General features: G+C 64.2%; 15 protein-coding genes. 4 read left to right on the top strand and 11 right to left on the bottom strand.

The annotated features are described in order from the left end of the window. Positions 1-46 precede the first annotated feature (46 nt). Genes cyoE through F455_RS0103080 form a run of 4 tightly spaced genes read right to left on the bottom strand, consistent with a single transcriptional unit; the run spans position 47 to position 3,310 of the window. Entirely contained in the window at positions 47-952 is a 906-nt protein-coding gene (cyoE, locus tag F455_RS0103065) for a heme o synthase (RefSeq protein WP_018971794.1), read from the bottom strand. A 10-nt stretch (positions 953-962) separates the two neighbouring features. Next, positions 963-1,988, bottom strand: a complete 1,026-nt coding sequence (locus F455_RS0103070) for a COX15/CtaA family protein (RefSeq protein WP_018971795.1) — start codon at positions 1,986-1,988, stop codon at positions 963-965. After that, positions 1,985-2,566 (bottom strand): hypothetical protein, encoded by a 582-nt coding sequence (locus F455_RS0103075; RefSeq protein WP_018971796.1) that lies wholly within the window; start codon positions 2,564-2,566, stop codon positions 1,985-1,987. The genes F455_RS0103070 and F455_RS0103075 overlap by 4 nt, the downstream gene beginning before the upstream one ends. A gap of 3 nt (positions 2,567-2,569) precedes the next feature. Continuing rightward, complete coding sequence (locus F455_RS0103080; RefSeq protein WP_026293015.1) at positions 2,570-3,310, bottom strand: SURF1 family protein; 741 nt, start codon at positions 3,308-3,310, stop codon at positions 2,570-2,572. A 101-nt stretch (positions 3,311-3,411) separates the two neighbouring features. Here F455_RS0103080 and F455_RS0103085 point away from each other — a divergent pair, with 101 nt between their 5' ends. Further along, positions 3,412-3,621, top strand: a complete 210-nt coding sequence (locus tag F455_RS0103085) for a twin transmembrane helix small protein (RefSeq protein ID WP_018971798.1) — start codon at positions 3,412-3,414, stop codon at positions 3,619-3,621. A 151-nt stretch (positions 3,622-3,772) separates the two neighbouring features. On the opposite strand, the gene F455_RS0103090 is transcribed toward F455_RS0103085, so the two are convergent. The 6 genes from F455_RS0103090 to F455_RS0103115 form a co-directional block, all read right to left on the bottom strand. Next, positions 3,773-4,651 carry a cytochrome c oxidase subunit 3 gene (locus F455_RS0103090; RefSeq protein WP_018971799.1) on the bottom strand — a complete coding sequence of 293 codons (879 nt, stop codon included), beginning with the start codon at positions 4,649-4,651 and terminating at the stop codon, positions 3,773-3,775. Between the two features lie 10 nt (positions 4,652-4,661). Further along, complete coding sequence (locus tag F455_RS0103095) at positions 4,662-5,252, bottom strand: cytochrome c oxidase assembly protein (protein ID WP_018971800.1); 591 nt, start codon at positions 5,250-5,252, stop codon at positions 4,662-4,664. Then, positions 5,249-5,386 carry a hypothetical protein gene (locus F455_RS23180; protein WP_018971801.1) on the bottom strand — a complete coding sequence of 46 codons (138 nt, stop codon included), beginning with the start codon at positions 5,384-5,386 and terminating at the stop codon, positions 5,249-5,251. Before F455_RS23180 ends, F455_RS0103095 begins: the two co-directional genes overlap by 4 nt. Before the next feature lie 95 nt (positions 5,387-5,481). Next, positions 5,482-7,107, bottom strand: a complete 1,626-nt coding sequence (gene ctaD, locus F455_RS0103105) for a cytochrome c oxidase subunit I (protein WP_018971802.1) — start codon at positions 7,105-7,107, stop codon at positions 5,482-5,484. A 31-nt stretch (positions 7,108-7,138) separates the two neighbouring features. Then, on the bottom strand, positions 7,139-8,047 hold the full coding sequence (gene coxB / locus F455_RS0103110; RefSeq protein WP_018971803.1) for a cytochrome c oxidase subunit II: 909 nt from the start codon (positions 8,045-8,047) through the stop codon (positions 7,139-7,141). A 162-nt stretch (positions 8,048-8,209) separates the two neighbouring features. Further along, on the bottom strand, positions 8,210-8,710 hold the full coding sequence (locus F455_RS0103115) for a DUF2244 domain-containing protein (RefSeq protein ID WP_018971804.1): 501 nt from the start codon (positions 8,708-8,710) through the stop codon (positions 8,210-8,212). A gap of 299 nt (positions 8,711-9,009) precedes the next feature. Here F455_RS0103115 and F455_RS0103120 point away from each other — a divergent pair, with 299 nt between their 5' ends. From F455_RS0103120 to F455_RS0103130, 3 genes are read left to right on the top strand one after another with little or no spacing between them, the layout of a single operon-like run. Further along, positions 9,010-10,638, top strand: a complete 1,629-nt coding sequence (locus tag F455_RS0103120; protein WP_018971805.1) for an alpha-glucosidase — start codon at positions 9,010-9,012, stop codon at positions 10,636-10,638. A gap of 15 nt (positions 10,639-10,653) precedes the next feature. After that, positions 10,654-12,867 carry an alpha-L-rhamnosidase-related protein gene (locus F455_RS0103125; protein ID WP_018971806.1) on the top strand — a complete coding sequence of 738 codons (2,214 nt, stop codon included), beginning with the start codon at positions 10,654-10,656 and terminating at the stop codon, positions 12,865-12,867. 57 nt (positions 12,868-12,924) lie between these two features. Beyond that, positions 12,925-14,391, top strand: coding sequence for an MFS transporter (locus tag F455_RS0103130; RefSeq protein ID WP_018971807.1), 1,467 nt, complete (start codon positions 12,925-12,927; stop codon positions 14,389-14,391). Between the two features lie 8 nt (positions 14,392-14,399). On the opposite strand, the gene F455_RS19560 is transcribed toward F455_RS0103130, so the two are convergent. Continuing rightward, positions 14,400-16,871, bottom strand: coding sequence for a glycoside hydrolase family 31 protein (locus tag F455_RS19560; protein WP_018971808.1), 2,472 nt, complete (start codon positions 16,869-16,871; stop codon positions 14,400-14,402). Positions 16,872-17,031: the final 160 nt, after the last annotated feature.

A 17,031-nucleotide genomic window follows, 5' to 3' on the forward strand; every position in this document is an offset into this window, starting at 1 on the left:
AAGCGGCGATGCTAACCGAATCCGGACGCGCGAGGTTGCGACGCGATCAGCCGATACGTTCGAGCGGCATCAGCGTGCGCTGCAGCGTCGGCGTGTCGATGTAGTGGTCGATCAGCAGGAACGCAAACAGCGCCATCAGATAGATGATCGAGTAATTGAACACCTTCATCGCGAAGCGTTCGGACGGCGGATCGAGCAGCACGATCGCGTAGTAGAGGAAGCCCGCGCCGAGCACGAGCGCGCCGCCGAGATAGAACAGACCGCTCATGCCGGTGAGGAACGGCAGCACGGTGACGAGGATGAGCAGGATCGTGTAATAAAGCACATGCCAGCGCGTGTACTCGACGCCGTGGGTGACCGGCAGCATCGGCACCATCGCGCGCGCGTAGTCGTCGCGGCGGAAGATCGCGAGCGCCCAGAAATGCGGCGGCGTCCAGACGAAGATGATCAGCACGAGCAGCCACGCATGCGGATGCAGATGGCCGGTCACGGCGGTCCAGCCGAGCAGCGGCGGCGCGGCGCCGGCGACACCGCCGATGACGATATTTTGCGGCGTCGCGCGCTTGAGCCAGGCGGTGTAGACGATCGCGTAGCCGATCAGCGAGGCGAAGGTCAGCGCCGCGGTCAGCGGATTGACGAAGGCGATGAGTGTCGTCATCGACAGCGCGCCGAGGAAGACCGCGAACGCAAGCACTTTGGCCGGCGTCAGCGCGCCGGTCGCAAGCGGCCGATGCGCGGTGCGCGCCATGAGCTTGTCGATGCGCTGGTCGATCAAATGGTTGATCGCCGCGGCCGAAGCGGCGGCGAGCCAGATACCGATGAAACCGGCGACCGATTCGCGCAGCGGCGGCCAGCCCGGCACGGCGAGGAACATGCCGATGATCGCGGTGAACACGATCAGCGCGACGACGCGCGGCTTGGTCAGTTCGAGGTATTGGTCGACGACGGACATGCGTGGGAGTTTAACGTGCGGCTGTACGTACCCGCACCAGCAACGCCAGCAGCGACAGCAGCAACACCGCAGCGACACCGTTGTGCGCCGTCGCGATCGGCAGCGGCAGCCCGAGCTTCACGTTGGCGATGCCGAGCGACACCTGCAGCAGCAGCGCGATGCCGACGGCGACGGCAAACGGCCGCGTCTCGACATGCCGCGCCGCGCGCTGCACGACGGCGAACGCGACATGGCCGAACACGAGCACGGCGCCGATGCGATGCACGAGCTGGATCGCGATGCGCGCCGAGCCGTCGAGCACGCCGCCCTCGTAGTTGACGCCGATGCCGCGCCAGAGCACGAACGCTTCATGGAAATCCATGTTGCCCGGCCACCATTGGCCCAAGCAGCTCGGAAAATCGAGCCCGCAGGCGAGCGCGGCATAGTTCGAACTCGTCCAGCCGCCGAGCGCGATCTGCACGGCGACGAGGCCGATGCCGACCGCGGTCAGGCGCCAGAGCTTGTCCTTTTCCGCGGCGGGAAAGCGCAGATTGGCAATCGGTGGAATGGTCAGGCGCAGCGCGCTGTAGGCAAGCAGCGCGAACGTGGTCATGCCGCCAAGCAGATGACCCATGACGACGATCGGCTTGAGTTTCCAGGTCACCGTCCACATGCCGAGCAAGGCTTGGAACAGAATGAACACCGACGCCGCGAGCGGCACCGCGGCAAGTCCATGCAAATCCCGGCGCCGACGCCACGACCAGATCGCGAGCGCGAACGTGGTCAGGATCAGGCCGCCGGCGAGGAAGCGATGGACTTGCTCGCGCCACGCCTTGTTCGATTCGACCGGGCGATCCGGGAATGCCGCGTTGGCCGCGTCGACCTCGTGCTCGTGCACCGGCCAGGTGACCTTGCCGTAGCAGGTCGGCCAATCCGGGCACGACAAGCCGGCGTTCGACAAGCGCACGAAGGCACCGAATACGATGACGACGAGCGCGAACAACGCCGCCGCCCAAGCCAGGCGCGCTATGCCGCGCGTTGAAATCATCGAATTCATTTGACCACCTTCGGCAAATCGCGGCGCACGCCGCCGAGATCGTAGCCTTCGGCGTAACGCATCATCAGGAAGCCGCCGGGATCGACCAGCGCAAGCGCAAGTCCGTCGTCGCCCGTGGCGTGCAGGTCGGCAAACGCGTTGGTGTCATCGCTGCCCGCCTGCAGCGGCGCCAGCGCTGCCAACACTTCCGCCGGCAGCGATGGGCCGAGATAGACGAGGCGCAGACGGCTGGCGTTGCGGCCAAGGGTCGCGCGCATGCGCACGAGATCAGCAAGCGCGGCTTGGCATTGCTGCGCGCAACTCGCACCGGGCAGCGCAAGCAAGGTCCACTGCCATTGCGGATTGCGCCAGACCAGCTTATCGCCTGCAGCGAGCGTCACCGGTATCGCATCGACTTGCCGCGGCGGGTTGATCAAGGTGCCGTACGCCTTCGTGCCCTTCGGCTCCCAGCCGACGAACGTAAGCGCGAACGCGATCAGCATCGGCACGACGAACACGGCGACGACGCCGATGAACATCCAGCGGTTGCGATTGCGTGCGCTGCGCGAGACAGCTTCGTTGTCGATTCGGTCGGACATGATTCAGACTTTCTTGTAGTGCAGCAGAACAAAAATCACGATCGCCGCGACGGCGAAGGCAAACCACTGGACTGCGTAACCGCGATGCCGCTCCGGCGGCATCACGCTTGGCGTCCACGAACGTACAAATCCCGAGGCTGCATCCGCGTCCAACAACAGCACGCGCGGCAGCAGCGGGCGGTTCAGATCGGCGGCGATTTCCTGCGCGTCGATCGCGAGCGTCAGCTTCGGCCATTGCGTTTGCCGCGTCAGCGCATTGCCGCCGACGCGGATGCCATTGCCCGGGAACGGCGCGTAGACGCCGGTCACCGCCACTTCGCCCTCGGCCAGCGGCGGCAACGCCGGTTGCGTGCCGCGCTCGTGCGACCAGGCGATCCAGCCGCGGTCGACGAGCAGTACCTCGTCATTTCCATTCGACGCATCGCTGCCTTCGGCGACGAAGGCAGCATAGACCTCGACACCCAGCTTGCCGTCGCGAATCTGCTCGTCGCGCAACCAACTGCGATCGGCGAGGAACCGGCCATGCACGCGCACATGCGGATACCGGTCTGCCGGCGGCGCAGCGCGCACGGCGGCGAAATCCTCGAGCGCCGCCTTTGGTGCCGCGTCGAACGCGGCGAGCAGATGCCGCGCTTCGTCCACGCGATCGAGTTGCCAGATGCCGAGCCGCACGAACAGCGCGATGCCGACCAAGGTCAACGCGATCGCGAACCACGACGGTCGCTGCCAGCGCCTCGCGCTCATGACGCGCTTCGCGCGACGCTGCGGCAAGCCCTCGGCATTCGGTCCATCGCGGCGGCGCTATACTGTTTCATCTTCGTTACGACGCAAGCGCGCCTATCGCCATGTGGACCAAAGTCATCATCGTCGCGTTCTTCGCCGTCATCATCTACAACCTCGGCGCTGGGTTGTATTACATGATGACCGACAAGAGCGGCAGCGATCGCGTGGTCAAGGCACTGACCCGGCGCATCGGTCTGTCGGTATTGCTGATCCTGCTCGTGATCCTCGGCATCTGGCTGGGAATCATCCAGCCGCACGATCTCGGCCGTTGACCACCCTGCTGCAAACGCCACTTAGAAGGCAAGAAACCGTCGCGAGCGAAGGCAGGTTGCGGGTCGCCTGCGCGCAGGAAGCGGAGCGTACTTCTAGTACGTGAGCATTCCGAGCACAGCCGGCACGCAAGCTGCCGAACGCAGCAGGTTTTTACAGAACGTAGACGAACAGGAACAGGCCCAGCCATACCACGTCGACGAAATGCCAATACCAGGCAACGGCTTCGAAGCCGAAGTGGTGGTCGCGGTCGAAATGGCCGCGCGCGCAGCGCAGCCAGATCACGATCAGCATGATCGTGCCGAGCGTCACGTGCAAACCGTGGAAACCGGTCAGCATGAAGAACGTCGAACCGTACACGCCGCTGCCGAGCGTCAGATTCAGATGCTCGTAGGCTTCCAGATACTCGTGCGCCTGATACCAAAGGAAGGTCGCACCGAGCAGGACCGTCAGACCGAGGAAGATCATCAACTGCGTGCGCTTGCCTGCGCGCAGCGCGTGGTGTGCGATCGTGATCGTCACGCCCGAGGAGAGCAGGATCAGCGTGTTGAGCAGCGGCACGCCCCAGGCCGGAATCGTTTCGAACGCGCCGCCGATCTGCGCGGGGCCGTTGGTCGGCCACGCCGGGGCGTAGCCCTTCCACAGGAAGAAGTTGGTCAGCGCGCCGTCGCCCTCGCCGCCGATCCACGGTACCGACAGCGCGCGCGCGTAGAACAGTGCGCCGAAGAACGCGGCGAAGAACATCACCTCGGAGAAGATGAACCACATCATGCCCATGCGGAACGAGGTGTCGACCTGCTTGTTGTAGGTGCCGGCGACCGATTCGCGGATCACCGTACCGAACCAGCCGAACACCATGAACAGGATGATCGCGACGCCGAGCAGCATCGCCGGCTTGCCGATCGCGTGCTCGTTGAGCCACAGCGCGGCGCCGCCGAGCGTGAACAGCAGGCCGAACGAGCCGACGATCGGCCACTTCGTGCCGTGCGGGACGTAGTAGACGTCGGGGTTAGCGTGGGTCGTGTCGGACATGGCCGTTTCCTTAACTCTTGGGTTGCGTGCTGGCTTCCTGCGCCGCCAGGCGCTTGGTCGCGAGCTCATTGTTGTAAAAAGTATACGACAGCGTCAGTTGCTTGATGTCGGCCGGCAGCTTGGGGTCGACGACGAAGCGCACCGGCATGCGCCGCGACTCGCCGGCCTTGAGCATCTGCTCGGTGAAGCAGAAGCATTCGGTCTTGTTGAAGTAAAGCGACGCGCGGTTCGGCGCGATGCTGGGCACGGCGTTGCCGACGATCGCGTCGGGCGCGAGGTTGCTCGCATCGAACCAGGCTTCGGTCAGCACGCCAGGATGCACTTTGACACTGAACAGTTCCGGCGCGAATTTCCATTTCAACGCACTGTTGACGTTGCCGACGAACTGCACCTCGACGAGGCGCGCATCGTCTTCCTTGAACGCCGCGACCTTGGCGCCGTCGGCGACCTTGTTCTCGTACTTGATGCCGAAGATATGCTCGCAGGCGATGCGATAGATCGGCGGCATCACGCGGAAGCCGAACAGGAACGAGGCGACGCAGACGATCACGGCGATCTTGACCACGCGCCGGTTCTTGTTCTGATCGGGCGTGATACTCATGAGTGATGCGCGCCGAGGAACGTCTGCACGAAGAACAGCACGAACACCGCCAGCGCCACGCCCGCAACGATCCACGCCGTGCGGCGCGCAGCGGCGCGGCGGCGGTCGAGATCGTTGGCAGGAATGTGCTGCATCAGTTCAGTTCAGCGAGTTTGAAAGCGGAAGATTTTGTTGAGAAGTGCGGCCACGGATGGCCGCTTCTTGATCTTAGCGATCAGGGATGATCGCACTAGTGACTGACGTCGCCATGCGCGAGCATGCCCGGCTTGATCACCGGCGGCGTAGTAAAGGTATGGTGCGGTGCCGGCGAGGGCACTTCCCACTCCAGGCCGTGCGCGCCTTCCCACGGACGCTGCGGCGCAATCGCACCGCTCTTCTTCGACATCGCGAAGATCGCGATCATCATGAACGGCGTCAGGAACATGCCGAACGCGCCGATCGATGAGACCAGGTTCCAGTCGGCGAACGCAACGTTGTAGTCGGGGATGCGGCGCGGCATGCCGGCGAGGCCGAGGAAGTGCTGCGGGAAGAAGGTCAGGTTGACGAACACCATCGTCCACCAGAAGTGGAACTTGCCCCAGGTCTCGTTGACCATGCGGCCGGTCCACTTCGGCCACCAATAGTAGATCGCGGCAATGATCGAGAAGATCGCACCGGTCACGAGCACGTAGTGGAAGTGGGCGACGACGAAGTAAGTGTCGTGGTACTGGAAGTCGGCCGGCACGATCGCGAGCATGAGGCCGGAGAAACCGCCGATCGTGAACAGGATGACGAAGCCGATCGCCCAGAGCATCGGCGTCTCGAACGTCATCGAGCCCTTCCACATGGTCGACACCCAGTTGAACACCTTCACCCCGGTCGGGATCGCGATCAACATCGTCGAATACATGAAGAACAGCTCGCCACCGAGCGGCATGCCGACGGTGAACATGTGGTGCGCCCAGACGATGAACGAGAGGAACGCGATCGAAGCCACGGCATAGACCATCGCCTGGTAGCCGAACAGCGGCTTGCGGCTGAAGGTCGGGATGATCTCCGACACGATGCCGAAGGCCGGCAGGATCATGATGTAGACCTCGGGGTGACCGAAGAACCAGAAGATGTGTTGGAACATCACCGGGTCGCCGCCGCCGGCCGCATTGAAGAAGCTCGTGCCGAAGAACTTGTCGGTGAGCAGCATCGTCACCGCGCCGGCGAGCACCGGCATGACCGCGATCAGCAGGAAAGCGGTGATCAGCCAGGTCCAGGTGAACAGCGGCATCTTGAGCAGGTCGACGCCGGGCGCGCGCAGGTTGAGGATCGTGGCGATGATGTTGATCGCGCCCATGATCGAGGAGATACCCATCATGTGCACGGCGAACACCATGAACGCGACCGAGGCGCCGCCCTGCAGGGCGAGCGGCGGATACATCGTCCAGCCGCCAGCCGGGCCGCCGCCCGGCATGAACAGCGTGCCGAGCAGCATGAGGAAGGCGAACGGCATGATCCAGAACGACCAGTTGTTCATGCGCGGAAGCGCCATGTCGGGCGCGCCGATCTGCAGCGGAATCATCCAGTTGGCGAGGCCGACGAAGGCCGGCATCACCGCGCCGAAGATCATCACCAGCGCATGCAGCGTGGTCATCTGGTTGAAAAAGTACGGCTGCACGTGCTGCAGGCCCGGTGCGGCCAGCTCGGCGCGAATCACCACCGACATCGCGGCGCCGATACACGCCATGGTGAAGGCGAAGATCAGGTACAGCGTACCGATGTCCTTGTGATTGGTCGTGAACAGCCAGCGATCGAGAAAGCCCTCGGGCTTGTGGTCGTGATCGTCGTGGGCGTGGTCGTCTGCGTGCGCGGCGGTGTTGGCCATGGTATCTGCCTCGTGAATTCTTGGACGCTACTTAGCCGTTCGACGGCGCAGCGGTGGGAGTCTGTTGCGCAACCGGCGCAGCGGCAGGGGTCGCGGACGGGTTCTGCGCCGCTTCCTGCTGGTCAAGCCAGGCCTTGAACTCCTCGGGCGGCACAGCCTTGACGACGATCGGCATGAAGCCGTGGTCCTGGCCGCACAGCTCGGCGCACTGGCCGCGATAGATGCCGGGCTCGGAGATGTTGGTCCACGTGTCGTTGATGATTCCGGGGATCGCGTCGGATTTCCAGCCGAGCGCCGGCACCCACCAGGAGTGGATCACGTCGTCGCCGGTGATGACAAAGCGCACCTTGGTGTTGGTCGGCAGCACGAGCGGCTTGTCGACGTCGAGCAGGTAGGTGTTCTCGCCCTGCGCATTCTTCACGCTGTTCGGATCGAGACCGGAGCGCAGCTGGCGCGTGCGGTCGCTGTCACCGGCGAGTTTGGAGATGAAGCGCACGTGGTAGGGCTTGTCGCCCCAATTGACGTAGTCGTAGCCCCACTTCCACTGGTAGCCGGTGACCTTCACCGTCATCTGCGATTCGTTGGTATAGGCTTCGCTGATCAGGACCTTGGTCGCCGGATAGGCCATGACGACGAGGATCAGGATCGGCACGATCGTCCAGATCGTCTCGGCAACCGTATTGTGGCTCCAGGTCGCCGCAACGGCACCCTTCGACTTGCGGAACTTGAACATCGCGATGAACATCGCGCCGAACACGATCAGGCCGATGACCGCGCAGATCCACAGCGAGAGCATGTGCAGCTGGTACGCCTCGTGCGAGGTCTGGGTCACGCCCGGATGCATGTTGAGCTGCCACGGTGCGCGTTCGGCCGCAGCAAAGGCCCACGAACAGCCCGCCATCAGCACGGTGCCCAATCCCCACTTGCCGAAATTTCGCATCGTAAACGTCCCAAGAGATTATTAAATGCAGTTGTAAAACCCGGCATCCTGCCGCGGTTTGCAGACAAACGGTCGCGGCAAGCCGCGCCACGTTTGTCGCAACGAGCAAACGCCGCTCATTGCGTTGGCACATCCTGTGCCCGAGCGGTCTTCCAACCGTTCTCAGTCCGCTCTTGGATGACGCCTTGCATCCACGAGCATTTCATTCAATTGCCGCGCCAGCTCGGCACGTTCGGCCTCGTTCAAGAACTTGCCGACTTCCACCTCGCATCCGTGCGAGCGCAACACCAACCGGCTCGCCCATCCGAAATGGCGGCCCGGCAACAACTCCACCCGCACCCAGTATGGATTGAACCGCTGCGGCGGCGCGGAGCCATCCATGCGCCGCACTTCCAGCCCCGACGCACTCAGCGTAATCACCTCGCCCGCGGCGCTTCGGCGCCAGACGCGGTTCAGGACATACGCCACCACACACCAATCCAGCACCGCGAAATACGGCGCGAACACATTGCCGCGCCACGCAGCGAGCCCGGCAAAACTGGCCATCGCCATGCCTTGCAGCGCAAGAAACAGCCAGAGGCCAGTGCGCGTCAACGAACGATGCGGGAGGACCAACAACCTCGCCGGCAAGGTCGACTTCGTCGCTTGCAGCGTCTCGCCCATGATGCGCTCGAGCCATTACAGCCCATAAATGATAGTGAGCGCGCCGAACCCGGGCAAGAGAAAATGCGGTTTCGTCGTGTCATGACAATGCCGCTGCGGTCCTGTCCGCACCGCCTCTGTGGCATTTTGCCCCACCCATGCCACCTCCGGGGAACGAGTCGTCGCCGCGGCAAACTGCGCGGATCGCACCGAATACGTATGCAGTTTCCTTCGCGCGCTTGCCGCGCGCGCTAAGCTTCCGTGCAACGACAAGGCGGAACGCGCGTGACGCGCAAACCGCCGCGGGGAGCCGAATTTTCATGTCCGATCCAGCCTGGTGGCGCGGCGCCGTCATCTATCAAATCTATCCGCGCAGTTTTCTCGACACCGACGGCAACGGCGTCGGTGACCTGCCGGGCATCATCGAAAAGCTCGACTACGTCGCCAGCCTCGGCGTCGACGCGATCTGGATCAGCCCGTTCTTTTTGTCGCCGATGGCCGACTTCGGCTACGACATCGCCGACTATCGCGAGGTCGATCCTCTGTTCGGCACGATGGCCGACTTCGACCGTCTGCTGGGCAAAGCACATGCGCTCGGCCTCAAGGTGATGATCGATCAGGTCCTCAGCCACACCTCGAACGCCCACGCCTGGTTTCGCGAAAGCCGCGAGGACCGCACCAACCCGAAGGCCGACTGGTACGTCTGGGCCGACGCTCGCGACGACGGCACGCCACCGAACAACTGGATGAGTCTGTTCGGCGGCGTCGCCTGGCGCTGGGAACCGCGCCGCGGCCAGTACTACCTGCACAACTTCTTAGCGGCGCAGCCCGACCTGAATTTCCACAACCCGGAGGTGCGCGCGGCCACGCTGGACAACCTGCGCTTCTGGCTGGCCAAGGGCGTCGATGCGTTCCGCCTCGACGCGATCAACTTCTGCTTCCACGACGCGCAACTGCGCGACAACCCGGCCAAGCCAGCGGAAAAGCGCGTCGGCCGCGGCTTCTCGCCCGACAATCCCTACGCGTTCCAGTATCACTACTACAACAATACACGACCGGAAAACCTCGGCTTCATGGAAGACCTGCGCCGGCTGACCGACGAATATCCGGGCACGACAACGCTGGGCGAGATCTCCTCCGAGGATTCGCTCGCAACCACCGCCGAGTACACGCGCGCCGGCCGCCTGCACATGGGCTACAGCTTCGAGCTGTTGGCCGAGGATTTCTCAGCCGGCTATATCCGGCGCACGGTCGAGACGCTCGAGGCCAAGGTCGACGAAGGCTGGCCGTGCTGGGCCGTATCCAACCATGATGTCGTGCGCGCGACGAGCCGCTGGGGCGGCGCCGCGCCGTCGTCCGATTTCGTCAAGCTTCTCGTCGCCCTGGTCGCCTCGCTGCGCGGCTCGGTCTGCGTCTATCAGGGCGAGGAGCTCGGCTTGCCCGAGGCCGACGTGCCGTTCGAGGCGCTGCAGGACCCGTACGGCATCGCGTTCTGGCCCAACTTCAAGGGTCGCGATGGCTGCCGCACGCCGATGCCATGGCGAGACAACGGCAACGGCGCGGGCTTCACCAGCGCGGAAAAATCCTGGCTGCCGATTCCGACCGCGCATCGCGCGCTCGCGGTCACCCGCCAGGAAGCCGACACCGCCTCGCCGCTCAACGCGTTCCGCCGTTTCCTGCGCTGGCGCAAGGCACACGCCGCGCTTGTGCTCGGCGACATCCGCTTCCTCGATGCGGATGAGCCCGTGCTGCTGTTCACACGCACGCACGCCAGGGAAACCTTGCTCGTCGCACTCAATCTCGGCGCCGCCGAGGTCGCCGCACCCGCTCCGCGCGGCCTGCGGCTCGAACAGATCGACTGTCCCGGCCCGCGCAATGGACGCATCGAGGCCGACAACTTGGTGTTGCCCGCTCACGCCGTGGTCTATGCTCGCGTCTCCACGCCGTAGTCGAGACGCGCTGTCATGAATTTCGTTCGCACCCTGCTTGCCGCCGCCCTGGCCTGCGCGGCATCGGCCGTCGTCGCGGCTGATCAGGATTGGAAAACGTCGCTCAAATTCGCCGACCGCAGTGCAACGGCGAGAGTGGAAAAGAACGACTATCGTCTCGACTCGAACGGCCATGTGCGCACAATCGCCGCGCAACCGCTGCGCAGCGAGACGGCGAGCCCGCTTGTCGATGCGCTGTTCGCGCTTGCGCAGGCCGAAGCGGCCGAGGCGCGCACGAAGGAGCTTACCGACGGCGCCTACAACCACGGCAAGCCGATTCCATGCGACTGCTTCGTCACCGGTGTGAAATGGCCGTTCGTGTGGACGCGCGACTCGGCCTATTCGATCGACCTTGCGCTCGGCTGGCTCGATCCTTCGCGCGCGCGGCGTACGCTCGAGTTCAAGCTTTCCGACGTGCGCGAACCGTCGGCGCCGCAGGGCCTCTATGTCGTGCAGGACACGGGTTCGGGCGGCAGTTGGCCGATCTCGACCGACCGCGTCGTCTGGTTCCTCGGCGCGCGTGGCCTGCTCGACGACAAGGCGTTCGCCGACAAAACCTACAAGGCACTCAAGGACACGCTCGCACAGGACAAACAGTACGCGTTCGATGCGCAGACCGGCCTCTACCGTGGCGAAACCTCGTTCCTCGACTGGCGCGAGCAGACCTATCCAGTGTGGACCGAGAAAAATGTGCGCTTCATCGCCGAGTCGTTCGCACTGTCGACCAATGCGCTGCACTACGAAGCCTTGCGTTTGGCAGTAAAGATGGCCAAATCACGCAACGATGCGGACGCTGCCGCACGATTCCAGAACGAAGCCGACGCGCTGCGCTCGGCGATCGACAAGCGCTTCTGGCGTGAGGATCGCGGCCTCTACATGAGCTACATCGGTACCGCCGACGGCCCGCAGACGATCGAAGCCTACGACCTGCTCGGCACCGCGCTTGCGATCCTTGCCGACATTCCCACGCCCGAGCGCGCGCGCAAGGCGCTAGCCAATTATCCGACCTGGCCGGCAGGCAGTCCGGTGATCTGGCCCGAGCACCGCGACGCGGCGATCTATCACAACCGTGCGATCTGGCCATTCGTCAGCGCGTACGCGCTGCGCGCGGCGCGCAAGCTCGACGACGCGAACCGCATCGCGCACGAACTGCGCTCGATCCTGCAGGGCGCAGCGCTGTCGGGATCGAACTACGAGAACTACGAACTGACCAGTGGCGCCGTGCACGTCGAAGACGGCAAATGGAGCGGCCCGGTGGTCAACTCGCCGCGCCAACTCTGGTCGGTCGCGGCGATGCTCGATGCGATTGTCGAGGGTGTGTTCGGCGTCGATGGTGACAAAGTCGAGCCGAAGATTCCGGTCGAGCTCGTACCGATGCTGTTTGGCGAAAACGACGCGATCGTCCTGCACCTGCCGAATCGCAGCATCACTCTCGCGCAGCCGCGTGAACTGCCGAAGGATGCCAACCTGCTCGTCGCCGACAAGGTGGAGACAAAGGGCAAACTGACCCGCGTCACGTTGCGCGGCATACACGTCGATTCCGCTCCGCTGAAACTCGGCGCACCCGAGTTCGCCCCCGACACGCCAGAAATCATCCCCACCGCGCCGAAGATCGCCGACGGCAGCCACGCTCCCGTGCGCTTCTGGCTCGACGGCAAGCTCGCGCAGACCTGGAAACCCGGCAGCGAGCAGCCGCTGAAAAGCATCGAGATCGCCGACACCGCGGCACTGCAAAACCTATGGACCACACGCGTCGATCCGTCGACCCTGCTCGAATCGCTGCCCGGCCCGATCGTCCGCCTCGGCCAGTTCGAGGACGTAACCGGCACCTGGCCGCGCACATGGACGGCCAAACACGACGGCCGCTACCAACTGCGCCTGGGTTACGAAAACAAGCACGGTCCGATCAACACCGGGGTCACCGCCGCAGTGAAGATGCTCGCGATCGATTGTGAAGGAGCGACGAAGCAGAGCGCGCCGATCGTGATGCCGCACAGTGTCGCGAAGGATCTTTCCACCGCCGCCACGTTTGCGGCGAAGGCCGGGAAAAAGTGTACTTTTACCCTCGAACAGGGCTTCAACATGAGTTTCCTGTCGCGTAACAAGCTCTATACCGGCGAGCAGGGCGGCGAGGCCGGCCCGATCGACGAGGCCGACTACGGCGAGTTGCGCATCGTGCCTTTGAAGTAGCTTTTGATTCCTTCTCCCGATGGGAAGGGAAGAAATACTTTTTCCGTGAACCTTTCCATGACCACCAAACCCACCCTGAGCTTCTGGCAAATCTGGAACATGTGTTTCGGATTCCTCGGCATCCAGTTCGGCTTCGCCCTGCAAAATTCGAACGTCAGCCGCATCTTCCAGACGCTCGGCGCGAGCGTGGACGACATCCCGGTGTTGTGGATCGCAGCGCCCTTGACCGGCCTCATCGTGCAGCCAATCGTCGGCTATTTGTCCGACCGCACGTGGACGCGGCTCGGCCGGCGTCGGCCGTACTTCCTCATCGGCGCGATCCTCGCCACGCTAGCGCTACTGGTGATGCCGAATTCGTCGACGCTGTGGATCGCCGCCGGCCTGCTCTGGATTCTCGACGCCTCGATCAATGTCTCGATGGAACCGTTCCGCGCGTTCGTCGGCGACCAGCTGCCGACGCCGCAGCGACCGACCGGCTACGCGATGCAGAGCTTCTTCATCGGCGCGGGCTCGATCGTCGCCAGCGTGCTGCCCTACGTGTTCGCCCATTTCGGCATCGCCAACACGGCCGCGACGGGCGTGGTGCCCGACACGGTCAAGTATTCGTTCTACGCGGGCGCGGCCGTGCTGTTCGGCGCAATCGCATGGACCGTACTGTCGACACGCGAGTACGCGCCCGAAACGCTGCACGCATTTTCCGATGCGACAGCCACGGACGACGCCATACCGCCAACCGATTCCGCGCGCTCGGCCGCATCCGGGCTGGTCTGGACGTTGGCCGGTGCGATCGCCACGGGCGCGGTCTGGTACCTCGGCGTCGACAAGCAGCTTTATCTGATCGCCGGCATGATCACCGCCTACGGCCTGATCCAGCTTGCCGCGAGCGCCCAGCGCGGCGGCTTCCTCGTCGACGTGCTTGCCGACCTGCGCGCGATGCCGGCGACGATGCGCCAGCTCGCCGTAGTGCAATTCTTTTCCTGGTTTGCCCTGTTCGCGATGTGGCTTTTCGCCACCAGCGCGGTCACCTCGGTGCACTATGCGACGCACGATGCCGCGAGCGCGGCGTACAACGACGGCGCGAACTGGGTAGGCGTGCTGTTCGCCGCCTACAACGGCTTCGCCGCGATCGCCGCGATGCTGATTCCGCCGATGGCGCAGCGCCTCGGCCTGCGCATCACGCACCTGATCAACGTCGTTCTCGGCGGCATCGGCCTGCTCTCGTTCCTCGTCATCCGCGATCCGCGCTGGCTGCTCGCCTCGATGGTCGGCATCGGCTTCGCCTGGGCCTCGATCCTGGCCATTCCCTACGCCCTGCTTTCGGACAGCGTGCCGGCGAAGAAGATGGGCGTGTACATGGGCATCTTCAACTTCTTCATCGTCATCCCGCAGCTTTGCGCGGCGAGCCTGCTCGGCTTCCTGCTCAAGACCTTCTTCGCCGGCGCGCCGATCGGCGCATTCGCTATCGGCGGCGCGAGCCTGATCGTCGCCGGACTGTGCACGCTGCGCGTGAAGGAACCGGCGTAGGACTCGATCTAACGCACGAACGAAATTTCCTTGACGTTTTCGTTCGGCAACGGAATGTGCAGGCGCTTGCCCGCAGCGTCGAACACAGCGTCGCGCACAGTCTTGCCGTCGATCGCGATCGTCGCCGGCGCCGCATCGAGGCCGAGCAACTCGACCGCGACAACGCGCTGGTAAGCGGCCGACTTCGGAATCTCCAAACTCACCTTGTCCGCACGCGCGCTGATCTTGATCGTGCGCGAAGCGCCTTTGCGATAAGCGTAGCCGTCGCCGGCATCCTGATAGATTTCGCTGGCGCCGGTAGCGCCGACGGCGACCGCGATCGTCAGCGGCGCATTCTTCATCTCGCCGCTGTGCTGGATCACCGGCTGGGTCGGCACGCTTGCGCCGGCACGCACGAACAACGGCAGGCGCTCGAGCGGCGCCTCGATCTTGACCGTCTTGCCGCCTTCGTAGCGCACACCGCTCCACCAGTCGATCCAGACTTCCCCTTTGGGGAAATACACGTTGCGCGCGCGCTGGTTCTGCACCACGACCGGCGCGACGAGCAGATCGCGGCCTACGAGATACTCGTCGGCGACGAGCAGCGCATCGACGTCCTGGGGATAGTCGAAGGCCAGCGGGCGCAGCGGCGGCAGGCCGCTCTCCTCGTTCTGTGCGAACAGCGTGTAAAGGTATGGCAGCAGGCGATAGCGCAGTTCGATCGCGGCGCGGTTGCTGCGCTCGTACTCGCCGCCGTAGGTCCATGGTTCGCGCTGATCGGTGTCGACGGCCGAGTGCGTGCGGTAAAACGGCGTCAGCGCAGCGGCTTGCATCCAACGCGTGTAGAGTTCGGGCGTGGTCGTCGCGGCGAAGCCGCCGACGTCGGCACCGACGAAGCTCACGCCCGAGATCGACAGGTTCGTCAGCAACGGGATCGTCAGCGCGAGATGGTCCCAACTCGCATCGTTGTCACCGCTCCACACCGCGGAGTAGCGCTGTACGCCGGCATAGCCTGCGCGCGTGATTGCAAACGGCCGCCGCTCGGGCGCGAGTTTGCGCAGCCCCTCGAACGTGGCGCGCACCATCTGCATGCCGAACACGTTGTGGTAGCGCGCATGCGTGCCCGGATCGCCGTCGCCGGCGTGCTGCACGTCGAGTGCGAAAGTCTTTTGCGGCCCCTGGGCGAGCGCGGGCTCCCTGAAGTCGTCGGCGGAGAATACGGCCGGCTCATCCATGTCGTTCCAGAAACCGTCGACGCCTTCGCTCAGCGGCTTTTTGTAAAGCTCGCCCCACCACGCGCGCGCCTTGGCATCGGTGAAATCGGGAAACGCGCAGATGCCGGGCCAGACCTTCGCGTGCAGTTCCTTTCCGGTCGCGTCGCGTACGTAGATGCCGGAGTCTCGGCCGCTGCGATAAACCGCATAGTTCTCGTCGAACTTGACGCCCGGATCGACGATCGTGACGACATGGAAGCCGTCATGATGCAGAGCGGACAGCATCTGCTTGGGCTCGGGAAACGTCTGCGGATTCCAGGTGAAGACGCGATAGCCGTCCATGTAGTCGATGTCGAGATGGATCACGTCGGCCGGAATCTTCTTCTCGCGGAAGGTGCGCGCAATCTCCTCGACCTTGGCCCGTGACATGTACGAATAGCGCGACTGCTGGTATCCCAAGGCCCAAAGCGGCGGCAGCGCGGTGCGTCCCGTCAGCGCGGTGTAGTCGCGCAGCACGTTGGCCGGGGTGCGTTCCGCTCCGCCGGTTAATACGTAGTAGTTCAGTTCGCCGCCATCGGCGCCGAACGCGTAGCGGCGCGGATCGCTCTTGCCCATGTCGAAATGGCTGCGATAGGTATTGTCGAAGAACAGGCCGTAGGCGCGGCCGTCGCGCAGCGCGATGAAGAACGGGATCGTCTGATAGAGCGGATTGGTGCCGACCGGGTACTTGTACGAGTCGGTGTTCCAATTGACCAGAAACTGGCCCTCGCGCGAGATTGTCGGCAGACCCTGCTCGCCGAAACCGTAGTACAGCTCGTAGGCGTCGCGCTGCTTGGAGGCCTCGATCGCGCCGGTCGCGGCATCGAACGCCATCGGCCGCGCCGGATCGTCGGCGACGACGACGCGTCCCTGCGCGTCGTAGACGGTGATGGTCAATGCCGGGCGCTTCTGTACGACGACGCGCGTACCACCGGTCGTGGCACGTAATTCCGTGCGCTCGGCGTTGTCGTCGAACTCGATTTTCGTCGGCGCCGGCGCGTTGTCCACGCGCGCGTAGGAAAAATCGCGGCCGAGCTTGCCGTCGGCGCTCATGCGCACGCGCACCACGTCCGGCGTGACGAAACTCACGACCACCCGTGCACCGCCTGCCGTGACGAACGATACCTCCTCGCCCGCCCGCTTCGCCTGCATCGCCGCGCCAACGCCCTGCCATGCCGCCTGCACCTGCGGGCCGGTCAAGAGCAACAACGGGGCCAGCCCTGCCGCCCACTTCTTCATGCTGCGCATCGTCCGTCCTCCCCGGGGTTATCCATGCCGCAATGATGGCCCAGCCACCGCGCGAAATCCGTCGCATACGAATGCGCAAAAACTATGAATACGTATGCGAAAAATTGTAAGCCCGCGGCAGCGCGACTAGGCTAGCCGAAGTTAAGCAAGCGTAAATATG

The organism is Rudaea cellulosilytica DSM 22992 (assembly GCF_000378125.1).
Lineage (GTDB): Bacteria > Pseudomonadota > Gammaproteobacteria > Xanthomonadales > Rhodanobacteraceae > Rudaea > Rudaea cellulosilytica.